The 21225-nt window shown below is 70.4% G+C and carries 21 protein-coding genes; 11 read left to right on the forward strand and 10 right to left on the reverse strand.

Annotation, left to right across the window (positions count from 1 at the left end; genetic code table 11):
* Window positions 1-123 precede the first annotated feature (123 nt).
* Entirely contained in the window at window positions 124-1683 is a 1560-nt protein-coding gene (gene dacB / locus FPZ41_RS27505; protein WP_322620809.1) for a D-alanyl-D-alanine carboxypeptidase/D-alanyl-D-alanine endopeptidase, read from the reverse strand.
* A gap of 79 nt (window positions 1684-1762) precedes the next feature.
* On the opposite strand from dacB, the gene FPZ41_RS27510 reads away from it, so the two are divergent.
* Window positions 1763-2254: an inorganic diphosphatase gene (locus FPZ41_RS27510; protein WP_131565071.1), complete on the forward strand. Its 492-nt coding sequence runs from the start codon at window positions 1763-1765 to the stop codon at window positions 2252-2254.
* A 149-nt stretch (window positions 2255-2403) separates the two neighbouring features.
* Window positions 2404-4107 (forward strand): threonine/serine exporter family protein, encoded by a 1704-nt coding sequence (locus FPZ41_RS27515; protein WP_322620810.1) that lies wholly within the window; start codon window positions 2404-2406, stop codon window positions 4105-4107.
* A 111-nt stretch (window positions 4108-4218) separates the two neighbouring features.
* On the opposite strand, the gene FPZ41_RS27520 is transcribed toward FPZ41_RS27515, so the two are convergent.
* The gene (locus tag FPZ41_RS27520; protein ID WP_322620811.1) at window positions 4219-5133 is read right to left on the reverse strand and encodes a DedA family protein; all 915 of its coding nucleotides are present in this window, start codon (window positions 5131-5133) and stop codon (window positions 4219-4221) included.
* A 145-nt stretch (window positions 5134-5278) separates the two neighbouring features.
* Here FPZ41_RS27520 and FPZ41_RS27525 point away from each other — a divergent pair, with 145 nt between their 5' ends.
* The gene (locus FPZ41_RS27525; protein WP_152866355.1) at window positions 5279-5644 is read left to right on the forward strand and encodes a YbjQ family protein; all 366 of its coding nucleotides are present in this window, start codon (window positions 5279-5281) and stop codon (window positions 5642-5644) included.
* A gap of 112 nt (window positions 5645-5756) precedes the next feature.
* Here FPZ41_RS27525 and FPZ41_RS27530 read toward each other — a convergent pair whose 3' ends face one another.
* Window positions 5757-6518, reverse strand: coding sequence for a MerR family transcriptional regulator (locus tag FPZ41_RS27530; RefSeq protein ID WP_152866356.1), 762 nt, complete (start codon window positions 6516-6518; stop codon window positions 5757-5759).
* Window positions 6519-6613: 95 nt separating this feature from the next.
* Between FPZ41_RS27530 and FPZ41_RS27535 the strand changes: the two genes are divergently transcribed.
* Complete coding sequence (locus tag FPZ41_RS27535) at window positions 6614-8038, forward strand: glutamate decarboxylase (protein ID WP_152866357.1); 1425 nt, start codon at window positions 6614-6616, stop codon at window positions 8036-8038.
* Between the two features lie 67 nt (window positions 8039-8105).
* Here FPZ41_RS27535 and FPZ41_RS27540 read toward each other — a convergent pair whose 3' ends face one another.
* The 3 genes from FPZ41_RS27540 to FPZ41_RS27550 all read right to left on the reverse strand — a co-directional run bounded on the left by FPZ41_RS27540 (window position 8106) and on the right by FPZ41_RS27550 (window position 11338).
* Entirely contained in the window at window positions 8106-8747 is a 642-nt protein-coding gene (locus FPZ41_RS27540) for a PadR family transcriptional regulator (RefSeq protein WP_152866358.1), read from the reverse strand.
* 89 nt (window positions 8748-8836) lie between these two features.
* On the reverse strand, window positions 8837-10297 hold the full coding sequence (locus FPZ41_RS27545; RefSeq protein ID WP_152866359.1) for an aldehyde dehydrogenase family protein: 1461 nt from the start codon (window positions 10295-10297) through the stop codon (window positions 8837-8839).
* A gap of 216 nt (window positions 10298-10513) precedes the next feature.
* Entirely contained in the window at window positions 10514-11338 is an 825-nt protein-coding gene (locus FPZ41_RS27550) for a helix-turn-helix domain-containing protein (protein ID WP_152866374.1), read from the reverse strand.
* 346 nt (window positions 11339-11684) lie between these two features.
* Between FPZ41_RS27550 and FPZ41_RS27555 the strand changes: the two genes are divergently transcribed.
* Window positions 11685-12266 carry an ATP-binding protein gene (locus FPZ41_RS27555; protein WP_152866360.1) on the forward strand — a complete coding sequence of 194 codons (582 nt, stop codon included), beginning with the start codon at window positions 11685-11687 and terminating at the stop codon, window positions 12264-12266.
* Window positions 12267-12342: 76 nt separating this feature from the next.
* Here the strand turns inward: FPZ41_RS27555 and FPZ41_RS27560 are convergent, their stop codons facing one another.
* The gene (locus FPZ41_RS27560; RefSeq protein WP_131565054.1) at window positions 12343-12603 is read right to left on the reverse strand and encodes a DUF397 domain-containing protein; all 261 of its coding nucleotides are present in this window, start codon (window positions 12601-12603) and stop codon (window positions 12343-12345) included.
* Window positions 12604-13036: 433 nt separating this feature from the next.
* On the opposite strand from FPZ41_RS27560, the gene FPZ41_RS27565 reads away from it, so the two are divergent.
* Window positions 13037-13594 carry a hypothetical protein gene (locus FPZ41_RS27565; protein ID WP_322620812.1) on the forward strand — a complete coding sequence of 186 codons (558 nt, stop codon included), beginning with the start codon at window positions 13037-13039 and terminating at the stop codon, window positions 13592-13594.
* Between the two features lie 218 nt (window positions 13595-13812).
* Window positions 13813-14373 (forward strand): DUF4232 domain-containing protein, encoded by a 561-nt coding sequence (locus FPZ41_RS27570; RefSeq protein ID WP_152866361.1) that lies wholly within the window; start codon window positions 13813-13815, stop codon window positions 14371-14373.
* Between the two features lie 37 nt (window positions 14374-14410).
* Here the strand turns inward: FPZ41_RS27570 and FPZ41_RS27575 are convergent, their stop codons facing one another.
* Window positions 14411-15556 carry a DUF2786 domain-containing protein gene (locus tag FPZ41_RS27575; protein ID WP_322620813.1) on the reverse strand — a complete coding sequence of 382 codons (1146 nt, stop codon included), beginning with the start codon at window positions 15554-15556 and terminating at the stop codon, window positions 14411-14413.
* A 112-nt stretch (window positions 15557-15668) separates the two neighbouring features.
* Here FPZ41_RS27575 and FPZ41_RS27580 point away from each other — a divergent pair, with 112 nt between their 5' ends.
* From FPZ41_RS27580 to FPZ41_RS27595, 4 genes are all read left to right on the forward strand, one after another.
* Window positions 15669-16523 carry an ABC transporter ATP-binding protein gene (locus FPZ41_RS27580; RefSeq protein ID WP_152866363.1) on the forward strand — a complete coding sequence of 285 codons (855 nt, stop codon included), beginning with the start codon at window positions 15669-15671 and terminating at the stop codon, window positions 16521-16523.
* On the forward strand, window positions 16517-18769 hold the full coding sequence (locus tag FPZ41_RS27585) for an FtsX-like permease family protein (RefSeq protein WP_322620814.1): 2253 nt from the start codon (window positions 16517-16519) through the stop codon (window positions 18767-18769). The genes FPZ41_RS27580 and FPZ41_RS27585 overlap by 7 nt, the downstream gene beginning before the upstream one ends.
* A 146-nt stretch (window positions 18770-18915) precedes the next feature.
* Complete coding sequence (locus FPZ41_RS27590; RefSeq protein WP_152866364.1) at window positions 18916-19548, forward strand: LysE family translocator; 633 nt, start codon at window positions 18916-18918, stop codon at window positions 19546-19548.
* Between the two features lie 49 nt (window positions 19549-19597).
* Window positions 19598-20335: a Clp protease N-terminal domain-containing protein gene (locus tag FPZ41_RS27595; RefSeq protein WP_152866365.1), complete on the forward strand. Its 738-nt coding sequence runs from the start codon at window positions 19598-19600 to the stop codon at window positions 20333-20335.
* Between the two features lie 198 nt (window positions 20336-20533).
* Here FPZ41_RS27595 and FPZ41_RS27600 read toward each other — a convergent pair whose 3' ends face one another.
* Window positions 20534-20857 (reverse strand): hypothetical protein, encoded by a 324-nt coding sequence (locus tag FPZ41_RS27600; RefSeq protein WP_152866366.1) that lies wholly within the window; start codon window positions 20855-20857, stop codon window positions 20534-20536.
* The gene (locus FPZ41_RS27605; protein ID WP_322620815.1) at window positions 20857-21165 is read right to left on the reverse strand and encodes a hypothetical protein; all 309 of its coding nucleotides are present in this window, start codon (window positions 21163-21165) and stop codon (window positions 20857-20859) included. The genes FPZ41_RS27600 and FPZ41_RS27605 overlap by 1 nt, the downstream gene beginning before the upstream one ends.
* Between the last annotated feature and the right edge of the window lie 60 nt (window positions 21166-21225).

Genomic DNA, 21225 nt, shown 5'->3' on the forward strand with positions numbered 1-21225 from the left:
GTCGCGCAGTTCCCCGCGCCCCTTGGGTGAGTGGGTGATGCTGTCCGTTGAAGCTGCGGGTCGTCTGTGGCTGGTCGCGCAGTTCCCCGCGCCCCTGGGGCCTCCGGCTCCCTCCCTCCCCGTTCAGCGGCAGCCGCACGTCGCCAGGGTCGAGGCCGTGTTGTCCAGGGCCTTTTGGGCGCCTGTGGGGTCTGCTGTTTCTGTTGCCATGAAGGCGAAGGCCAGGAGGCGGCCGTCGGTGTCGACAACTGTGCCCGCGAGGGTGTTCACGCCGGTCAGGGTGCCTGTTTTGGCGCGTACGACGCCGGTGCCGGGTACGTCGTCGGCGTAGCGGGTACGCAGGGTGCCCGTGAAGCCGGCCACAGGGAGGCCGGTGAGGACCGGGCGGAGTGCGGGGTGGGACGGGGAGGCCGCCTTGGCGAGGAGGGCGGTGAGGAGGCCTGCGGTCAGGCGGTCGTCGCGGTTCAGGCCGCTGCCGTCGGCGAAGCGGGCGCCGTCCAGTGGGAGGCCGAGCCGGTCCAGTTCGGTGCGGATCGCCGTCTCGGCGCCCTCGAAGCTCGCCGGCTCGCCCGCGGCGAGTGCCGTCTGGCGGGCGAGGGCCTCGGCGATGTCGTTGTCACTGTTGGTCAGCATGCGTTCGACCAGGGTGGACAGGGGCGGGGACTCGACCGTGGCGAGGGGGTCCGCCGTTCCGGATGCCTTCACGGGGGCGGCGGACTTCGTCCTGACGCCCTGGTCCGCGAGCAGCTTCGCGAACGTGTCGGCCGCGTCCGCCGCCGGGTCCGTGCCGCGGTCCGCCGGGCCGCTGGAGGAGCCGTCGCGGCGGGCCTCGTCGACCATCAGGGCGCTGACGGGCGCGAGGTTGGGGTTCACCCCGATGGGGTGCAGGGCGGGGCCGCTGTACAGCGAGGTGTCGTACGAGAGCGCCACCTCCTCCACGCCGCGCTTCTTCAGGGCGGCGGCCGTGTCGGCGGCGAGGGTGTGCAGGGAGGCGTAACCGTTCGCGTCCTCGTGGGCCGTCAGGGTGGGGTCGCCGCCGCCGACCAGGACCACCTCCTTGGAGCCGGGGTTCAGCACGGTCCGCGTCCGGATGCGGTGGCCGGGGCCGGCCGCCGAGAGCGCGGCGGCGGCGGTGGCGATCTTCGTGGTGGAGGCGGGGGTGAGGGCGTCGTCCGCGCCGGAGCCGTAGAGCGTCTCCCCGGTCGTGACGTCGACGACCGCTGCCGTACTGCGGGAGCCGAGCGCGGGGGCGCGCAGGAGGGGATTGAGGACGTCGGCGAGCGCCTGCTTTGTGGGCGCGGGCATCGAGTTGCCGAGGCCCGTCAGTACGGGGGGCGCGCTCGGGGCCGCTTCGGGCGCCCCCGCGGCGTTACCGGAATCACGTCCGTGATCTGTGCCACCCTCGTGATCGCGCGATGCTGCCCAGTCCCGCTCGGCCGTACGCTGACCCGAGGAGTCCCAGGGACCGGCCGTGGCCACCGCCCCGGCCGACAGGGCCAGGCCGAACGTGGCCGCACCGGCGGTGAGCTGGAGGGTCGTGAGCTTCATGGAGCGCGTCGCGACGGCTCGTGTGCCCTGGACGACGGCTCGCCCGGCGCTTACGACGCGTGGTTTCGCGGCGCGTGCGATCCGCTCCGCATACGGCCTCGCGGCTCGCCAGACCCTCGGCTCCGGCATTACCACCAGCCCCTTTCGCGACCACACACCTGCGTGAGGGACACTTAACCACCAGAACTATGTGTTGATCATGGAGGAGCCACCGGTGGAGTTCGACGTCACGATCGAGATCCCGAAGGGTTCGCGCAATAAGTACGAGGTGGACCACGAGACCGGTCGGATCCGCCTGGACCGGCGCCTCTTCACCTCGACCAGCTACCCGGCCGACTACGGCTTCGTCGAGAACACCCTCGGCGAGGACGGCGACCCGCTGGACGCGCTGGTCATCCTGGAGGAGCCGACCTTCCCGGGCTGCCTCATCAAGTGCCGCGCCATCGGCATGTTCCGTATGACGGACGAGGCCGGCGGCGACGACAAGCTGCTGTGCGTCCCGGCGTCCGACCCGCGCGTGGAGCACCTGCGGGACATCCACCACGTCTCCGAGTTCGACCGCCTGGAGATCCAGCACTTCTTCGAGGTCTACAAGGACCTGGAGCCCGGCAAGTCCGTCGAGGGCGCCAACTGGGTGGGCCGCACGGAGGCCGAGACGGAGATCGAGCGGTCGTACAAGCGCTTCGAGGAGCAGGGCGGGCACTGACGCCCAGGCTCTTCCCAACGGGCCGGCCGATCCCCGACGGGGAACGGGCGGCCCGTTGGTGTGTCAGCGGCCAGTACGCATACTGGGGCCGGAGAAGGGAGGGCGTTCGCGGGAGCGGCGCCGGAGATGTCGTGAGAAGGGGCGCGACGGTGACGTACGCGGAGGACCGTAAGCCGCGGTCGGATGCGGCGAGGAGTGGGTTCGTGCAACCGACGGTGGGTGCGCCCGCCGACGGGGAGTCGCAGACCACATCCGAGTTCGCGATCCCTGTGGGACTGGACGTGGCGCCCGTGGCCGAGCCCGAGGCGCACACGACCTCGGAGTTCGCCGTCCCGAACGGGCTGGCGCCGCCGCACCCGGTGGCCGCCGAGCCCGAGGGTTCGGCCTTCAGCCCGCCGAGCACCTACAGCTCCGGGCATGCCCCGCCCCACTTCACCCCGCCGTCCGGGATCCCCGTGATCAGGCTGACCAAGGAGCAGCCCTGGCAGGACCGGATGCGCACGATGCTGCGCATGCCGGTGGCCGACCGGCCGGCGCCCGAACCCGTGCACAAGGAGGAGGACGAGCCGGGGCCCGCCATCCCGCGCGTGCTCGACCTCACCCTCCGCATCGGGGAGCTGCTGCTCGCGGGCGGTGAGGGCGCCGAGGACGTGGAGGCGGCGATGTTCGCCGTCTGCCGGTCGTACGGGCTCGACCGGTGCGAGCCGAACGTCACGTTCACGCTGCTGTCGATCTCGTACCAGCCGTCCCTGGTGGACGACCCCGTGACCGCGTCACGGACCGTGCGCCGCCGGGCCACCGACTACACACGGCTCGCGGCCGTCTTCCGGCTGGTCGACGACCTGAGCGACCCGGAGACCGCGGTCTCCCTGGAGGAGGCCTACGGCCGACTCGCGGAGATCCGGCGCAACCGGCACCCGTACCCCGGCTGGGTGCTGACCGGCTCCAGCGGGCTCCTCGCGGGCGCGGCCAGCGTCCTGGTCGGCGGTGATGTGATCGTGTTCGTCGCGGCCGCGCTGGGCGCGATGCTCGGCGACCGGCTGGCGTGGCTGTGCGCGGGACGCGGGCTGCCGGAGTTCTACCAGTTCACGGTGGCCGCGATGCCGCCCGCCGCGATCGGGATCGCGCTCACCCTCGCCGGCGTGGACGTGAAGGCGTCCGCGGTGATCACCGGTGGGCTGTTCGCGCTGCTGCCGGGACGCGCCCTGGTGGCGGGCGTACAGGACGGGCTGACCGGCTTCTACATCACCGCGTCCGCGCGGCTCCTGGAGGTCATGTACCTGTACGTCGGCATCGTCGTCGGCGTACTGCTCGTGCTCTATTTCGGCGTCCAGTTGGGCGCCGAGCTGAGTCCGGACGGGGCGCCGTCGGGGACCGACGGGCGGCCCCTCTGGCAGACCGGCGCCGCCATGCTCCTCGCGCTCACGTTCGCGATACTGCTCCAGCAGGAACGTTCCACCGTGCTGCTGGTGACGCTCAACGGGGGCGTGGCGTGGGTGGTGTACGGCGCGATGCACTACGTGGGCGGGATCTCGCCGGTGGCCTCCACGGCCGTCGCGGCGGGACTCGTGGGGCTGTTCGGGCAGTTGCTGTCCCGGTACCGGTTCGCTTCCGCGCTGCCGTACACGACGGCGGCGATCGGGCCCCTGTTGCCGGGTTCCGCCACGTATTTCGGGCTGCTCGCGTTCGCCCAGAACGACGTGGACCGGGGCCTGGTGGGCCTGACCAAAGCCGCCGCGCTGGCCATGGCCATCGCGATCGGGGTGAACCTCGGGTCGGAGATCTCGCGGTTGTTCCTGCGGGTCGGCTCCGCCGAGGGGCGGCGGGCGGCTAAGCGGACGCGAGGGTTTTGAGCGGGGGCGCCCAAGAACTCGGGACTGCCGGTTCGTTTGCGGCTGCGGGTTCGTTGTGGTTGTTCGCGCAGTTCCCCGCGCCCCTTAAAGGCGCGGGGTGCCCTGGCGCGTTCAGTTCTGTGGGTAGTTCTGGCCGTACGGGTACTGCTGCTGGTGCTGCGGGTACTGCTGGGGCTGCTGGCCCTGCTGCGGGTACTGCTGGGCGTACGGCTGGTCCTGCTGGGCGTACGGCTGCTGGTCCTGCTGGTAGCCGTACGGCTGCTGGGACTGCTGGTTGCCATAGGGCTGCTGGGGCTGGTGGTTGCCGTACGGCTGGGGCTCGGCCGACGGCACTCGGCGCAGCTGGGTCGTCGCGTCGTCCATCATCGGCGGAACCGGAGCCTGGTCCTGGGCGGGCGGCTGGTTCTTCTTGGCCTTACGGGCCTTCAGGAGCTCGATGATGATCGGGACGACCGAGAGGAAGACGATCAGGATCAGGATCGCCTCGATGTTCGTGCGGACGAACTCGATGCTGCCGAGCCAGGAGCCCAGCAGGGTGACGCCGGCGCCCCAGAGGATGCCGCCGACGATGTTGTAGATCAGGAACAAGCGGTACTGCATGCCGCTGACGCCGGCGATGATCGGCGTGAACGTGCGCACGATGGGCACGAAGCGGGCCAGGACCAGGGACTTCGGGCCGTGCTTCTCGAAGAACTCGTGGGCCTTGGTGACGTTCTCCTGCTTGAACAGGCGTGAGTCCGGCCGCGTGAAGAGCGCGGGGCCCACCTTCTTGCCGAACATGTAGCCCACCTGGTCGCCCACGATCGCGGCGATGCAGATCAGCACGATGGCCAGCCACAGCGGGAAATCCAGCGTCTTCGACGTGATCAGCATGCCCGCCGTGAACAGCAGCGAGTCGCCGGGCAGGAAGAAGCCGATGAGCAGGCCCGACTCGGCGAACACGATCAGGAGCAGGCCCCAGATGCCGAACGTGTCGAGCAGGTAGTTCGGATCCAACCAACTTGGTCCGAGAGCGAGCGTCGTCACGTTCCGGGCTCCTGTGGGATGAGGCGTAGTACGAGGCGTGGTACGGCGTACAGCTGACCAAAACTATCAACGGAAGGCGTCCTCGCCAGGTTCCACCGTCTCCTTCAGGATGCACTGTGCCCCCGCTGGGACAAAGCTGTGGGCCATGGGCATCGATGATTACGGCGGTGGCCAGCGTCCCCAGTCGGACGTCCTGGTCGTGACGACGAACGACGTACCCGGACACCGGGTCCAGCAGGTCATCGGCGAGGTCTTCGGGCTGACGGTCCGCTCCCGGCATGTGGGGAGCCAGATCGGCGCCGGTCTGAAGTCGTTGGTCGGCGGCGAACTCAAAGGGCTTACCAAGACGCTCGTTGAAACCCGCAACCAGGCCATGGAACGCCTCGTGGAGCAGGCACGCGCGCGTGGGGCCAACGCCGTACTCATGTTCCGCTTCGACGTCACGGAGGCGGCCGACGTGGGCACGGAGGTGTGCGCGTACGGGACTGCGTGCGTGATCGCACCGGAGTAGCCGGGCGCAGGTGAAGCCGGACGTAGGAGAAGCCGGACGTAGGTGAAACAGGCGCGCGAGAAACAGGCGCGGTAAGGGGCGCCCTCCCTAGTGGGCGCCCCTTACCTGCCGGTCAGGCCCCGTGCCGGGCCGCGTTCGCCGTGATGGCCTCCTTGAGGTGTTCGGCGAGGCCCGGCCGCATGGAGTCGTAGAACGCCTTGAAACGCTCGTCGGAGACGTACATCTCACCGAAGCACCGGTGCATCTCGTAGGGGACCTCGAAGTAGGTCCTGCTGATGTGCTGCCGGTGTTCCTCGGCGAGGTCCATGGCCGCCTCACTGGACGGCTGCTCGCCGGCCGCCACGAGGGCCGCGTACCGTTCGCCCCAGTCGTCGACCTCGGCCTGAATGCGCTTCCAGTCCTCCTTGGTGTACGAGGCGGCGCGGCGCTGCGTCTCGGCGTACGCCTCGGTGCCGCCCCAGCGCTGCTCCGCCTCCTCGGCGTACTGTTCCGGGTCCTTGTCCCCGAAGACCTCGAACCTCTCCTCGGGCGTGAGATTGATTCCCATCTTGCGTGCCTCCATGGCCTGTTCCACGGCCGCGGCCATCCTCTGCAGCTTCTCGATCCGGGCGGTCAGCAGTTCGTGCTGCCGGCGCAGGTGCGCGCGGGGGTCCGTGTCCGGGTCGTCGAGCAGGGCGGCGACCTCGTCGAGCGGAAAGCCGAGCTCCCGGTAGAACAGGATCTGCTGCAGCCGGTCGAGGTCGGCGTCGCCGTAGCGCCGGTGGCCCGCGTGGCTGCGCTCGCTCGGGACGAGCAGGCCGATGTCGTCGTAGTGGTGCAGGGTGCGCACCGTGACCCCGGCGAAACCGGCGACCTGTCCCACGGAGTAGCTCATCGCCGTCCGCTCCCTTCTTTTCGGTACGCGCTTCAGCCTGGGCCCTCACGTCGCGTGAGGTGCAAGTCCGGCACCCTGGACTTACCGTCGGATGCATGCCCCTGCACCGAGGTGACGTCGCCAAGGACGGCGCGAGCGACCGGCGCACGCGGCGCGTGAACCCCTTCTACGGGGAGGCCAACCCGGTCAGCGGCATGACCGAGGCGCCGCCCACGCACCGGCTCCCGGACGCTCCGCTGGCCCCTTCCACGGCGTACCAGCTGGTCCACGACGAACTCATGCTCGACGGCAACGCACGGCTGAACCTGGCCACCTTCGTCACCACCTGGATGGAGCCGCAGGCCGACGTCCTGCTGTCCGAGTGCCGGGACAAGAACATGATCGACAAGGACGAGTACCCACAGACGGCCGAACTGGAGCGGCGGTGCGTGGCGATGCTCGCCGACCTGTGGCACGCACCCGATCCGGGGACGGTCGTGGGCTGTTCGACGACCGGGTCCAGCGAGGCGTGCATGCTCGCCGGAATGGCGCTCAAGCGGAGGTGGGCGCGGCGGAACCCCGACCGGTATCCCGCGAAGGACGTGCGCCCGAATCTCGTGATGGGCGTCAACGTGCAGGTGTGCTGGGACAAGTTCTGCACCTTCTGGGAGGTGGAGTCCCGTCAGGTGCCCATGGAGGGCGACCGGTTCCACCTCGACCCGGGGGCCGCGGCCGAGTTGTGCGACGAGAACACGATCGGGGTCGTCGGCATCATGGGGTCGACCTTCGACGGGTCGTACGAGCCGGTCGGCGAGCTGTGCGCGGCGCTGGACCGGCTCCAGGAACGTACGGGACTGGATGTGCCCGTCCATGTCGACGGCGCCTCGGGAGCCATGATCGCGCCCTTCCTCGACGAGGACCTGGTGTGGGACTTCCGGCTGCCGCGGGTGGTGTCCATCAACACCTCGGGGCACAAGTACGGGCTCGTCTATCCGGGCGTGGGGTGGGCGCTGTGGCGCTCGACCGCCGAGCTGCCCGACGACCTCGTCTTCCGGGTCAACTACCTGGGCGGCGAGATGCCGACGTTCGCGCTCAACTTCTCGCGTCCGGGCGCCCAGGTGGTCGCGCAGTACTACACGTTCCTGCGGCTCGGCCGCGAGGGCTTCCGAGCGGTGCAGCAGACCACACGGGACGTGGCACGGGGGCTCGCGGACCGTATCGGGTCGATGGGTGACTTCCGGCTCCTCACCCGGGGCGACGAGTTGCCCGTGTTCGCCTTCACCACCGCGCCGGACGTGACCGCGTACGACGTCTTCGACGTGTCCCGGCGGCTGCGCGAGCACGGCTGGCTGGTGCCCGCGTACACCTTCCCGGCGAACCGCGAGGACCTGTCCGTGCTGCGGGTGGTCTGCCGCAACGGCTTCTCCTCCGACCTGGCCGAGCTGCTCCTGGAGGACCTGGGCCGCCTGCTGCCCGAACTGCGCCGCCAGCCGCACCCGCTGATCCGCGACAGGGAGGCGGCCACCGGCTTCCACCACTGAAGGACACATGGGGACCATGGGGGACGCCGAGGAACACCGAGGGACGCGCACCGCGCGGCCATCGGCCTCAGCGGTCGTCACCGGGGTGCCGCTCCCCCGTCGCGTACGGGTTCTCCGCGCCCTCCGTCAGGACGCCGACGAACGGCTCGCCCTCACCCGCGAACGTGTACGCGCCGCCCTCGACGCGCGCGATGAGGCCCCGGGTCCACTCGGCGCCCGTGTCGGCGGAGTGAACCCAGAAGTTCATGATCTCGCCGATGTGGCCGAGCGACTCGGGGCCCGCCTCCGGCGTGTAGTACTCGGTGACGGACTTCCGCCACTCCTCGATGGTCCGCACCCGCTCCGCCAGCAGGCGCAGCACCTCGGCACGGTCGAGGTCGACCATGAAGCCGAGCGCGGCGGAGAGGACGTCCGGTTTCTGGTCGTACGCGGTGAGCGACTCCCGGAGCAGGGTGAAGTACTCCTGGTCGCCCGCCTCCGTCATCTCGTACTCGGTGCGGGGCGGTCCGCCGGCGGTGGAGGGCGCGATCTCGTGCGCGTGCAGCAGTCCCTGCTTCGCCATCTGTTTCAGGGCGTGGTAGATCGAGCCGGGCTTGGCATTGGACCACTCGTGCGCACCCCAGTACTCCAGGTCGCTCCGCACCTGGTAGCCGTGGGCCCGCCCGTGCTGACGCACCGCGCCGAGCACGAGGAGACGGATCGCTGACATGGGGCCAGCGTAGAACCCCGGGGTCACCGACCGACCGGAGCCCTGTCCCGCCCTACTCCGCCCTGTTCCACTCTGTTCCGCCCTGCTCCTCAGAACGGGAAGAAACTCCGCCCGTGCTGGACCGAGATCCACTTCTGGGTGGTGAAGGCGTCGATGGTCGTGTCGCCGTTGAGGCGGCCGAGGCCGGAGGACTTCTCGCCGCCGAAGGGGACGAGCGGCTCGTCGTGGACGGTGCCGTCGTTCACGTGGAACATGCCGGTGTCGATCCGCTTGGCGAAGGAGACACCCCGCTCGATGTCGCCGGTGTGGACGGCGCCGCTGAGGCCGTACGGGGTGTCGTTGACGATGCGTACGGCGTCCTCCTCGCCGTCGAACGGGATGAGGAACGCGACCGGGCCGAAAACCTCCTGCCGCAGGAGGGGCGAGTCGATGGGGACGCCCTTGAGGACGGAGGGCTCGACCAGGTTGTCGGTGGTCGTGCCGTGCACCAGCGCCGTGGCGCCCTCGGCGATGGCCTGCTCGACGGTGCCCGAAACGGAGTCCGCCTGCGAGGAGTTGATGACCGGGCCGATGACCGTCTGCGGGTCGCGCGGGTCGCCGGCCTTCAGGGTCCTGACCTTGGCGACGAACTTCTCGGTGAACTCGGCCTCGACGGAGCGGTCCACGAGCACGCGGTTGGCGGCCATGCACACCTGGCCCTGGTGGACGTACCGGCTGAAGACGGCCGCGTCGACCGCGTAGTCGATGTCCGCGTCGTCGAGGACCACCAGGGCGCTGTTGCCGCCGAGTTCGAGGATCGAGCGCTTGAAGTGCGAGGCGCAGACGGTGGCGACGTGGCGGCCGACCTTGTCGGAGCCGGTGAAGGAGATGACCTTCGGGATCGGGTGCTCGATGAAGGCGTCGCCGATCTCCGCGATGTCGGTGACCACGACGTTGAGCAGACCGCCCGGCAGGCCCGCGTCCTCAAGGATCTTCGCGACCAGGGTGCCGCCCGTGATCGGCGTGTTCTGGTGCGGCTTGAGGACGACCGCGTTGCCGAGGGCGAGGGCGGGGGCCACGGACTTCAGCGACAGCAGGAACGGGAAGTTGAAGGGGCTGATCACGCCCACGACGCCCACCGGCACGCGGTAGAGGCGGTTCTCCTTGCCGTCGGTCGGCGAAGGGATGATGCGGCCCTCGGGACGCAGCGCCAGTTGGATCGACTCGCGCAGGAACTCCTTGACGAGGTGGAGTTCGAAGCCCGCCTTCAGGTGCGTACCGCCGAGCTCGGCGATGATCACCTCGGTGATCTCCTGCTCGCGCTCCTCGACCAGGCGGAGGGCCTTCTCGAAGACGGCGCGGCGCGTGTAGGCGTTGGTCCCGGCCCAGGCCTTCTGGGCGGCGGCGGCCGCCTTGTAGGCCTCGTCCACCTCGTCGGCCGTGGCTATCGTGATCGATGCGAGCTTCTCGCCGTCGTACGGATTGAAGTCGATGATGTCCCAGGAGCCCGTGCCCTGGCGCCACTCACCACCGATGTACTGCTGAGCAAGATCGGTGAAGTAGGACGACATGTGATCCCTCAATCCCTTACAGCCGAGGCGGACAGCCCGATCACGCACGATCCCTCACGGGCACGACCCACTACGCGCACGATCCATTACGTCACGAAGTGATCACATGTCATCGTACTTGTGTTTCAAGGGAGTTGGAGAACAAGTCGAAAGACCTTGTGAAGACTTTCGGCCGCACGTGAAGGCTTACGGCTGCTCACGGCTGCGAATGAAGATTCAGGACAGCTGGAGCAGTCCCCGGAGCAGATCGCGGCTCTCCTCCGGCGACGGGCTGTCGTACTGGAGCTGCCGCAGCGCCGTCTCGTACTGGGTGACGTCCTCACCCTTGTCCAGGTACAGCGCGCTGGTGAGCTGCTCCAGGTAGACGACGTCGGAGAGGTCGGACTCGGGGAAGCTGAGCACCGTGAAGGCGCCGCTCTCGCCGGAGTGCCCGCCGAAGCTGAACGGCATGACCTGGAGCCGTACGTTCGGCCGCTCGGAGATGTCGATGAGGTGCTGGAGCTGACCGCGCATCACCTCGCGGTCGCCGTACGGCCGGCGCAACGCGGCCTCGTCGAGGACACAGTGGAACTCGGGGGCGTTCTCCGCGACCAGGTACTTCTGGCGCTCCATGCGCAGGGCCACACGCTTTTCGATCTCGGCGTCGCTGCCGTCCTTCATGCCGCGGGCGACGACGGCGTGTGCGTAGGCCTCGGTCTGCAACAGGCCGTGGACGAACTGGACTTCGTAGGACCGGATGAGGTGGGCCGCACCCTCCAGGCCGACGTAGGTGGGGAACCAGCTGGGGAGAACGTCCGAATAACTGTGCCACCAACCCGCGACGTTGGCTTCCTTGGCGAGGGAGAGGAGGGACTCGCGCTCCTGATCGTCCGTGACGCCGTACAACGTCAGCAGGTCCTCGACGTCACGCGCCTTGAAGCTCACTCGTCCCAGCTCCATACGGCTGATTTTCGACTCCGACGCCCTGATGGAGTACCCGGCCTTCTCGCGGGTGATCCCCTGCGCCTCACGCAACCGCCTGAGATGCGAGCCCAGCAGCATGCGTCTCACCACCGACCCACTTGATTCACCGGCGCCCACGTTCGTCCAGCCTCCCCAAGTCTCCAGAGGCCGAAGTCTGCCACTAAACCACTTCGATCCGCACTCGTGCGGTTACAGAAATGGAAAGTCTCGGAGCGCGGACCACGGGAAAGGATCGACCAGGGTCCGCCGCGAGGGAAGAAGGCGACAGCAGAACGACAGAAGAAATAAGCAGGAAGCGGTACTTCCAGGTCCATTTCCGGCGCGTGCACGTGCATCTGCCCTTGCATCTGCCTTGCGCATCAGAAACCATGGTCCCGCGCCACCGCTGCATCGCAACGACCGCGAAGACCCGGGAGTGCCTCGCATGGGGATGAATGGATCAACCATGCTCGAACCCTTACGACAGGGACTTCCCCCGCTCGACCCCTCCACCGTGTCCAGCGCCGCGTCCTGCGCCCTGCCCGCCCGCTACGAAGCGGTGCGCGAGGCAAGACAGTTCACCCGCGGCACGCTGAACCAGTGGGATGTGGACGACCGCTTCGACGACGTCTGCCTGGTGGTCTCCGAACTCGTCACCAACGCGCTGCGGCACGGACTTCCCGCGAACAACCCGCGCATGGCGAGCCAGGAACCTCCCGTGCGGCTGCACTTGATGCGGTGGACCGAGCGGCTGGTGTGCGCGGTGCGGGACCCGAGCCATGACACCCCGGTCGCCCGCGAGGCGGAGGACTTCGCGGCGGAGTCGGGACGGGGCCTGTTCCTCGTCGACTCCTTCGCCGACAGCTGGGGCTGGCACCCTTCCCCGAGCCCGCAGCCGGGTGCGAGCAGGGGAGGCTCCAATGGTTCCAGCGGTTCCAACGGGAGTGCGTTCGGCGGCAAGGTGGTCTGGGCGCTGTTCCGGCTGCGCACGGAGCCACGGGACCCACTGGCGGACCTGGGCGAGTAACGAACCGCGGCATTCTTCGATGTCGCGATTCTACGCGCGTCGCTGGCTGCGACCAGGCAGTAACCCTTGGTAACTCTCAGCCGCCGACCAGGTGGTCGAACTCGCCGTCCTTGACGCCGAGAAGCATCGCCTCTATCTCGGCGCGCGTGTAGACGAGTGCGGGCCCGTCAGGGAACCGTGAGTTCCGCACGGCCACGTCACCGCCGGGCAGGCGGGCGAACTCCACGCAGGAACCCTGCGAGTTGCTGTGCCGGCTCTTCTGCCAGGCCACCCCGTGCAGCTCCTTCGCTGCCATGCCGTTGTACACGTCGTCCACGCCGTACACGTCGCGGTCCACAGGTCGCTCCCCGGGTGGTGCATGGGCTGATGTGACCCCTGCTTCAGTGGTCAACTGCTCCGGATCATAGCTTCGTTCACGTGCTGATGCATGAGCGTATGCACGGGCAGATGCACGTGCACGCGCGGTGTTCCTGCGGTTACACCTTCAACGGTCTGTCAACGGTCTGAAATGTTGTCCCCGCAATAGTTGTGACGTACGGCAGGGCAATCGTGTTCCATTCTCGGACAGGTTCATGGGCCGGATTCACTGCTGAGGGTGCGCAAGGCGTCCTGGTGAGGCCGGTGAGGAGAGTGTGCCCTGAGTGCCCGGGTGCCCCAGTGCCCCGATGGTGTTCTCCCTGTGAGCGCGGGGCGAACGGCCTGGAGGCGCCTGGTAGCTTGCGGCTGTCGTTGCGGCGACACCTCAGGCCCACATCCGTTGGGAGACCCCAGTGACTACGGCGACTTCTGCGACCACGGCGGCCCGTCCGCGGCGACGGGTTCGTATCGCGGCCGCGGCGACCGGGCTGGCGGCCGCGCTCGTACTGACCGCGTGCGGCGGTGACGGGTCCGACGGCGACAACGGTGGCGATGGCGACTCCACGGACAAGGCGTCGTCGGCGGCGCCCAGCGCGACCGAGACGTCGGACACGGGTGGCGGCTCCGGGAGCTCCGGGACGCAGTCCGAGCTGGCGGGCAGCTGGGTGGCGACGACGCAGGGCAAAGCCGTCGCGCTGATCGTGACGGGCGAGGATGCCTCGGTCTTCGACACCGGCGGGTCCATCTGCAGCGGCTCGGCCAAGGAGGAGTCGGGCATGCGGATGATCCGCCTCACGTGCCCGGACGGCGGCGGCGACCGCACCGTGGGCATGGTCGACTCCGTGAGCCCCGAGTCCCTCACCGTCACGTGGGAGAGCGGCGTCGGCAAGGAGACGTTCCGGAAGGCCCCGGGCGGGAAGCTGCCGTCGGAGCTGTCATCGGGGCTGCCGACGGCCGGCCTGGGTTCCTGAGCCGGGCCGGCCGGCCTGACGTCGTCGCCCCGCCCGGGACGTAAACCCCGCCCGGGGGACGTAAACGCCACCCGGGGAATGTGCACGCGGCACACCGCGTGATGATTCTCGAAGCACCGACGCACCATTGCACCACCGCAGTGTCACGACACCTCACGACACCGCACTACCGCACTGCCGCATCACCGCACCACCGCCACGAACCCCGGGGGAACCCCATGCGCACCACGCCCGTAGCCGTCACCGCCGCCCTCGTCGCGGCCCTCACGCTGACCGCCTGCAGCGGCGAGAGCGGCGACGACACCGCGAAGAGCTCCACGGACTCCTCGAGTTCCGCGGACTCCGCGAACGGCAAGTCCACCGCGTGCAAGGCCGACCAGTTCGGCATCGATTTCGGGCCCAGCAGCGCCGCCCCGGCCGCCGGTGACACGGGCACCATCCCGGTCACCCTGACCAACCAGGGCGCCTCCTGCACCCTGGACGGCATCCCCGACGCCGACGTGTACGCCGGCGACACCTCCTGGGCCGTCAGCCCGGACAAGGCCGCGACCGCGACGAAGCTGACCATGGCCAAGGACCAGGCGGTGACCTTCACGATCACGTACGTACGCGGGGTCGCCGGCGATGCGAAGAAGGCCGCCGCCGTGGACACGGTGAAGTTCACGCTGCCCGGCGACAGCGCGCCGCAGAGCTACAAGTGGCCCGACGCGGAGGTGGCCGTGAAGTCCGGGGACCAGCTGGACATGACGGTGGGGCCGTTCCTGCCGGCGGGCGACTGAGGCACTCAGTAACTCAGGCACTCAGCGAGGGCCGCGTTCAGGGGTTCAGTGGGGACCGTGCCCTGACCTGTGCGCGGTCCGCCGCCGCGGTGCCCTCCTGCCATCCCGCGGCGTCGCTCACCCCGCGCATGCGGGTGGTGACCGTCTCCGGGAACAGGCGTGTGACCTGCTCGCGGACGGCCACGTCACGGGCGGCGAGGACGGGCAGCAGTCCCTCCCGCTCCCGCTCCCCCGCCCCGGCCGCCTGATCCCTCTGCTCCTCGGCGACCGCCGCCAGACGGTCGCCCGTCCGGTGGGCGTACGCGGCGAGGAACGACTGCCGGAACGTCTTCGTACGCTTGCGTCCGCCCGCGCGCTGCGCCGCCTCCGCCTTCGTCATCGCGGTCGTGGCCTGCACGAGAAGCGAGGTGTAGAGCAGTTCGACCACTTCCAGGTCGGGCTCGAAACCGACGACCGTGGAGAATCCCAGAGCCTCGTTCCACACGGCCTGGCAGCGGTTCGCTGCGGCGACCGCGTCGAGGAGTAGCGCCTTGGCGGTCTCGTACGGCGCATCGACGCCGATCCGGCAGGCGCCGGGACTGTTCCCGTCGTGCTCCCTGGCCGCGAGCAGCGCCTCGTCGATGCTGTGCCGCGCCATCAGCTCCTGCGCCTTCGCGCTGAGCGCCTCCGCCTCCTCCGGGAACCCGGTGGCCTCGGCCTTGGCCAGGAGGCCGCGGATACGGGAGAGCATGCGGGCGTCTCCGCGCGGCCGGCCCTGGGGCTTTCCCGGCGCGTCGAGCGGCTCCAGGGCGGGCAGGCGCAGGAGCAGGCGGTACAGCTCCAGTACGGCCGTCGCGTACGAGAAGCGGTCGGTGTTCGGGGGGTCGGACTCCGCTGCCCCGAGCTCGTCGAGCTGAGCCGCCCAGCGGGGGTTCGGGGGCTGCCGGTTCTCGTCGAGGATCAGGCGGGAGACGAGTCGTACGTGCACGTCGTCCAGCTCGCGCCGCACGATCCGTACGACGTCGGCGGGCTGCCAGCCGCGCCGCCAGGCCGTGGCGACGAACTCCCGGCCGCGAAGGGCGAGTTCGGGGTCTGCCGTGGGGGCGGCGGCGAGCAGGGAGGCGCCCGTGTCGAGGGCCGCGTCGCTGTCGGCGTAGAGGGCGGCCTCGAAGGCTCGGTCCACCGCGCTGCTGGTCGTACTCACCCGTCGATCGTGCCACGGGGGCAGTGCCACCCGGCCGGGTATGCCTGGCCCTACCTTCGAGACGCCCTCCAGTGGTCGTGTGTGCGGGCCCGGGGGACGGTTCGCTGGGGGCATGACCACGACAGACGTAGCAACAGCATCGGCCGCTTCAGCAGCCCCGTCGGCGGCCGTGCGTATCCGGTCCCTGCGCCGTTCGTACGGCGACGTCACCGCGCTCGACGGCGTCGACCTGGACTTCGCGGCCGGGACCTTCACCGCCGTGATGGGGCCCTCGGGGTCGGGGAAGTCGACGCTGCTCCAGTGCGCGGCCGGGCTGGACCGGCCGACCTCCGGGACGGTGGCCGTCGACGGCACCGACCTGGCCGGGCTGAGCGAGCGGCGGCTGACGTTGCTGCGGCGGGAGCGGATCGGGTTCGTCTTCCAGGCCTTCAACCTCCTGCCCTCCCTGACCGCCGCCCAGAACGTGGCCCTGCCCCTGCGCCTGGCCGGACGGCACCCTTCGCGCGCGGCGGTGCGCCAAGCGCTGGCCCGGGTCGGGCTGGCCGAGCGTGCCGGGCACCGGCCGACGCAACTGTCCGGCGGGCAGCAGCAGCGGGTGGCCCTGGCGCGGGCGCTGATCACGCGCCCGGCGGTGCTGTTCGGGGACGAGCCGACGGGTGCGCTGGACACGACGACGAGCCGTGAAGTGCTTGCGCTGCTGCGGGAGTTGGTGGACCGGGAGGGGCAGACGACGGTCATGGTGACCCATGACCCGGTGGCGGCCGCGCACGCGGACCGGGTGGTGTTCCTGGTCGACGGGCGCCTGCACGGGGAACTGGCCGGGGCGTCGGCGGAGCGGGTGGCCGCGTACATGGCGGGGCTGGAGCGCAGTGCGGGGGCGGAGGCTGGGGCGGAGGCGGAACCGGAGGCGAGGGCTGGGGCTGGGGCGGCTGGTCGCGGGGTCGGTGGGGAGCGTGCGGCGTGCTGACCGTGGTGGTTTCGTCCCTGCGGACGCGGTGGGCCTCGTTGCTCGGTTCGTTCGTCGCCGTGGCGCTCGGGGTCGGGGTGATGGCGGCGATGGGACTCGGTCTCGCCGAGACGTTCGACGCGCCCGAGCGGGAGCCGCGGCGGTTCGCGTCCTCGCCGGTCGTCGTGATGGGCCGGGACACGCTGACGGTGGAGGTGCGGCGGGGGCCGGAGTCGGCCCAGGTGACGAAGAAGCTGGCTCATCCACACCCTGTGGACGCTCGCCTGCTCACCGAATTGCGGGAACTGGGACGGGTCCGGATGGACGGTACCGCCCGGGACGCGGTGGGCGTGGACGCGGTGGGTGTGGACGCGGTGGGTGTGGACGCGCCGGTCGCAGCCGTGCGCGAGGTGGTCGGTGACCGGGCCCGCGTCCTCACGGGTGACGACCGCCGACAGGCCGATCCGTCGTTCGAGCAGGATGCGGAGGCGCTGGTGGCGGTCAACTCGCTGCTGGGCACGGCGGCCGGGGTCACCGCCTTCGTCTCCGTGTTCGTGACGGCCTCGACCTTCGCCTTCGTGGTGGCGTTGCGGAGGCGGGAGTTCGGGCTGCTGCGGTTGGCGGGCGCGACGCCGGGACAGGTGCGCCGGGTGCTGCTCGGTGAGGCGCTGGCGGTCGGGGTCGTGGCGTCGGCGGCGGGCCGCGCGCTGGGGGCGTGGGGAGCGCCGTTGCTGGTCCGGGAGTTGGTGGACGGCGGGGTCGCGCCGTCGTGGTTCGCCCTGCGGGGTGAGGTGACCTGGCCGTACCACGTCGCCTTCTGGACCGGTGTCTCGGTGGCCCTCTCCGGTGCCTGGGCGGCGGCATGGCGCGCCGGGCGGACCGGTCCGGTCGAGGCGCTGCGCGAGGCGTCCGTGGACACGGGGGCGCTGCCGTGGTTCCGGCGGGCGGTGGGTGTCGTGCTGCTGGCCGGCGGGCTCGGCCTGCTTGCCTGGAAGGCGGGGACGGACCCGGCCGACCTGCTGAAGCGCAAGACGTACACGACCCGGCCGATGCTCCTGATCACGGCGGTGGCGGCGCTGGCTCCCCTGCTCGTCCGTCCGGCCGTACGCCTGCTCGCACTGCCGCTGCGGCCGGTACGGGGGTCCGGCGCGACCGGGCTCCTGGTGCGTGAGAACGCGGCCGCGGCCGTGCGGCGGACCGCCGCCGTGGCCGCACCGGTGCTGGTGACGGTCGCGCTGGCTGGTTCGCTGCTGGGGTCGGCGTCGACGGTGGCGGCGGCCAAGAGCGCGGAGGCACGGGAGCGGACGCGGGCGGACGTCGTGGTCACGGGTGAGGACCTGGGGGCCGTACGGGACTCGGGGGCCCTGCGCGCCTTGGATGCCCGGCGGGCGGAGGGAGCGGCCGTCTCCCCGTCGGCCTCGACAGCCGTGTACGTCCGGGAGGAGGGCAGCGCGCTCGTCCGGTCCGACGCGCGGGCCGTGTCCGATGTGGCGGCGTTCGCGGCGGTGTCGCGGCTGCCGGTGGTCGCCGGGGACGTACGCGACCTCGACGACCGCTCGATCGTGGTGAACGAGGAGTGGGAACGGCACGAGGTGGGCGCGTGGGTACGGGTGTGGCTCGGCGACGGGCGGCCGGCGCGGTTGCGGATCGTCGCCGTACTCGCGCGGGGTACCGGGGACAACGGCGCGTATGTGACGACGGCGAACGCGCCCGGGGCTCGGGTGGACCGGCTGGAGGTGCGTGCGGGGCGCGGTACGGACCAGTCGGCGGTCGTGGCGGCCCTGCGTTCGGTGTCGGGTTCGGGTCGTGAGGTCGCGGGAGGCACGGTCGAGGTGCGCTCGGCCGCGGAGTGGCTCGCCGCCACCCGGCCGGGCACCGGCGCGCAGACCCGGCTGGGGCTGTTCGTCGTCCTGGGCATCGCCCTCGTGTACGCCGGGATCGCGCTCGCCGGGACGCTGTTGATGGCGACGTCCGCCCGGGACGCCGAACTGCGGGCCCTGCGGCTGGCGGGTGCCACCCGGGGACAGGTGCTCGGCGCGGTCGTGGGCGAGACGCTTCTGGCGGTCGCCGTGGGGGCGGGGCTGGGGCTGGCCGTCACGGCGGTGAACCTGGCCGGGCCGGCGTCGGCGCTCGGGCGCCTGTCGGCGCCGGTGACGGTGGATGTGCCGTGGGGGGTGATCGCCGGGTGCGCCGGAGCGTGCGCGGTGATCGCGGGGGTGACGGCGGGGGTCGCGACGGTCGTACGGATGCGGGCGGTCAAGATGTGAGGCCGCGTCAGCCTCACGTGCTCCCCTTCACCCGTACCGACTCGTCAGCGGCACCTTCTCCTCACCTGTGCCGTCCCCTCACCCGCGCCATCTCGTTCCGCGAAACTCGGTCGACGCCTGCTCTCGCGATGCCAAGCATGAGGCGCATGGTCGACACATCTCTCTACTTGGCGTTCCTGGTCGCCGCCTTCGCCCTGTGCGTCACCCCCGGCCCCGACATCATGTTCATCGTGGCTGTGGGCGGGCGCGGCGGCCCGGCCGCGGGCGTGATGGCCGCGGCGGGGGTGGCGAGCGCCATGCTGGTGCACACGGTCGTGGCGGCCCTCGGCCTCTCGGCGCTGTTCACGACGCTGCCCGTCCTCTACTACGTGCTGCGGTGGCTCGGTGCCGCGTATCTGCTCTACCTCGCCGTGAAGGCGTTCCGGGACCGCTCCGTGATCGGTGAGGAGAGCGCCCGCACCGGCTCGGGCGGCATGCGGCGTGCCTTCTGGCAGGGCGCCGTCACCAATCTGCTCAACCCCAAGGTGATCCTCTTCAACGTGGCGTTCCTGCCGCAGTTCGTGGACCCGTCGCTCGGGCACGTGCCCGGTCAGTTCCTGCTGCTCGGGGTGACGTTGGTGGTGATGGGCTTCCTCTGGGACGGCACGGTGGGTCTGCTCTCCGGGCGGCTCTCTCTGGTGCTGCGGCGGAGCCGGCGGGCGGCCCGCGCGCTGAACGTCTTCACCGGGACGGTGTTCGCCGGGCTGGCTGTGCGGTTGGCGGTGACGTCACCGAAGTAGGTGTCAACTCGCGGTTGACGCCGAGAGGGTGTCAACCTAAGGTTGACGCATGGCATCGAACTCTCCCACCACCGCATCCGTACGCCTCGACGACCTCATCGAGGCCATCAAGAAGGTCCACCCGGAGCCCCTCGACCAGCTCCAGGACGCCGTGATCGCCGCGGACCACCTCGGTGACGTGGCGGATCACCTCATCGGTCACTTCGTGGACCAGGCTCGGCGTTCGGGCGCGTCCTGGTCCGAGATCGGCCAGAGCATGGGGGTCACCCGGCAGGCGGCCCAGAAGCGCTTCGTACCGAAGGCCGAGGCGGACCTCGACCTCAGCCAGGGCTTCAGCCGCTACACGCCGCGCGCCCGCCACGTGGTCATGGCCGCGCACGAGGAGGCCAAGGCGGCGGGCAACGCGGAGGGGGTACCCGCCCACCTCGTCCTCGGGCTCCTCCGCGAGCCCGAGGGGCTCGGGGCGAAGGCGATCACGGCGCAGGGGGTCACCCTGGACGCCGTACGCTCCGCCGCGACCGCCGCGCTGCCGCCGGCCTCCGACGCGGCCCCCGAGCTCGTGCCCTACAACCCCGACGCCAAGAAGGTCCTCGAACTCACCTTCCGCGAGGCCCTGCGCCTCGGCCACAACTACATCGGCACCGAACACATCCTGCTCGCACTCCTGGAGTTCGAGAACGGGGACGGGGTGCTGAGCGGGTTGGGTGTACGGAAGGACGTCGTGGAGGAAAACGTGCTGGAGGCACTGGACGCGCTGCAGGTGTCCAAGCAGGACGGGGACGCCTGACCGGCTGGTTTCCCCGTCCCCCGCCGCCCCCTGACACGGAGGGGTGAATGACGCTGTCGGCGAATCATCCGGTGACGGGGCACCCCGCTCTGGGTGCGACAGTTTTCGGGAAACTGTCGCACTCGGCGCACCACCTGCCTGGCGGCCCGCGGTCCTTGGCGGCCTGTGGCCCCTTCTGCCAGCTGGTCGCCGTCGTGATCAGCTCAGCTGCTTCAGCCGCCGTCCCCGGCTGTCCGCGACCCGGAGAGCGTCACGAAGCGCTCCCGTCAAACACTCCGCGAGGAACCGGAGTTCGCCACGCGGGGCGTCCGGGAGGATGCCGTCGGCGTGTGCGAGGAGTTCCCTTCCCATGCCGAGCTGGATGGACTCCGTGGTGTCGGCCAGGCGGGACACAGGCCCGCCGTTCTCGTCGGTGATCAGGTAGCAGGTTTTCCCTTCGGCGCCGGACCAGGGCAACAGGCGAAGCTCGGGCGGCGATTGAGACGCCCCCTTCGGCTCCGGCACCTCGGCTTCCGCCCCCATCAGGCGACCTCCAGCCCGTGGACCCAGTACGGCCCGGGCATGTCCAGTCCCAACGCGGCCATGGCCAACTCCCGCCGCCGCTGACGCTGTTCGTGGGCGATCACGTATGGACGTACGGCTCTGGTGGCGGCACCGTCCAGCGGCTCGCTGTCGTCCAGGCCGTACGGGCTTCGGTGGGCGGGAAGGGGAGTCACTCGCGCCAGGGGCAGGGTGGCCGGTGTGGGGCGGCTCGGGGGTTTGGCGTGTGGTTCGTGTCCGGTGAGCAGGAGGCTCACCCAGACGATGACGCGGCCGATAAGGTCGGTCACTGTCATCAGCTCCTCTCAGGTTCAGCTGGTGGCCGTGCCCCCGGACGGCTTGCACCCGTC

It is taken from the genome of Streptomyces acidicola (assembly GCF_009377235.1).
GTDB lineage: Bacteria > Actinomycetota > Actinomycetes > Streptomycetales > Streptomycetaceae > Streptomyces > Streptomyces acidicola.

Bases quoted from the DNA above. Each gene is read 5' to 3' on its own strand.
- FPZ41_RS27525 (WP_152866355.1), top strand. From the start codon at position 5,279: ATGGGCATCGATGATTACGGCGGTGGCCAGCGTCCCCAGTCGGACGTC.
- FPZ41_RS27530 (WP_152866356.1), bottom strand. From the start codon at position 6,518: ATGAGCTACTCCGTGGGACAGGTCGCCGGTTTCGCCGGGGTCACGGTG.
- FPZ41_RS27535 (WP_152866357.1), top strand. From the start codon at position 6,614: ATGCCCCTGCACCGAGGTGACGTCGCCAAGGACGGCGCGAGCGACCGG.
- FPZ41_RS27540 (WP_152866358.1), bottom strand. From the start codon at position 8,747: ATGTCAGCGATCCGTCTCCTCGTGCTCGGCGCGGTGCGTCAGCACGGG.
- FPZ41_RS27545 (WP_152866359.1), bottom strand. From the start codon at position 10,297: ATGTCGTCCTACTTCACCGATCTTGCTCAGCAGTACATCGGTGGTGAG.
- FPZ41_RS27550 (WP_152866374.1), bottom strand. From the start codon at position 11,338: ATGCTGCTGGGCTCGCATCTCAGGCGGTTGCGTGAGGCGCAGGGGATC.
- FPZ41_RS27555 (WP_152866360.1), top strand. From the start codon at position 11,685: ATGGGGATGAATGGATCAACCATGCTCGAACCCTTACGACAGGGACTT.
- FPZ41_RS27570 (WP_152866361.1), top strand. From the start codon at position 13,813: ATGCGCACCACGCCCGTAGCCGTCACCGCCGCCCTCGTCGCGGCCCTC.
- FPZ41_RS27580 (WP_152866363.1), top strand. From the start codon at position 15,669: ATGACCACGACAGACGTAGCAACAGCATCGGCCGCTTCAGCAGCCCCG.
- FPZ41_RS27590 (WP_152866364.1), top strand. From the start codon at position 18,916: ATGGTCGACACATCTCTCTACTTGGCGTTCCTGGTCGCCGCCTTCGCC.
- FPZ41_RS27595 (WP_152866365.1), top strand. From the start codon at position 19,598: ATGGCATCGAACTCTCCCACCACCGCATCCGTACGCCTCGACGACCTC.
- FPZ41_RS27600 (WP_152866366.1), bottom strand. From the start codon at position 20,857: ATGGGGGCGGAAGCCGAGGTGCCGGAGCCGAAGGGGGCGTCTCAATCG.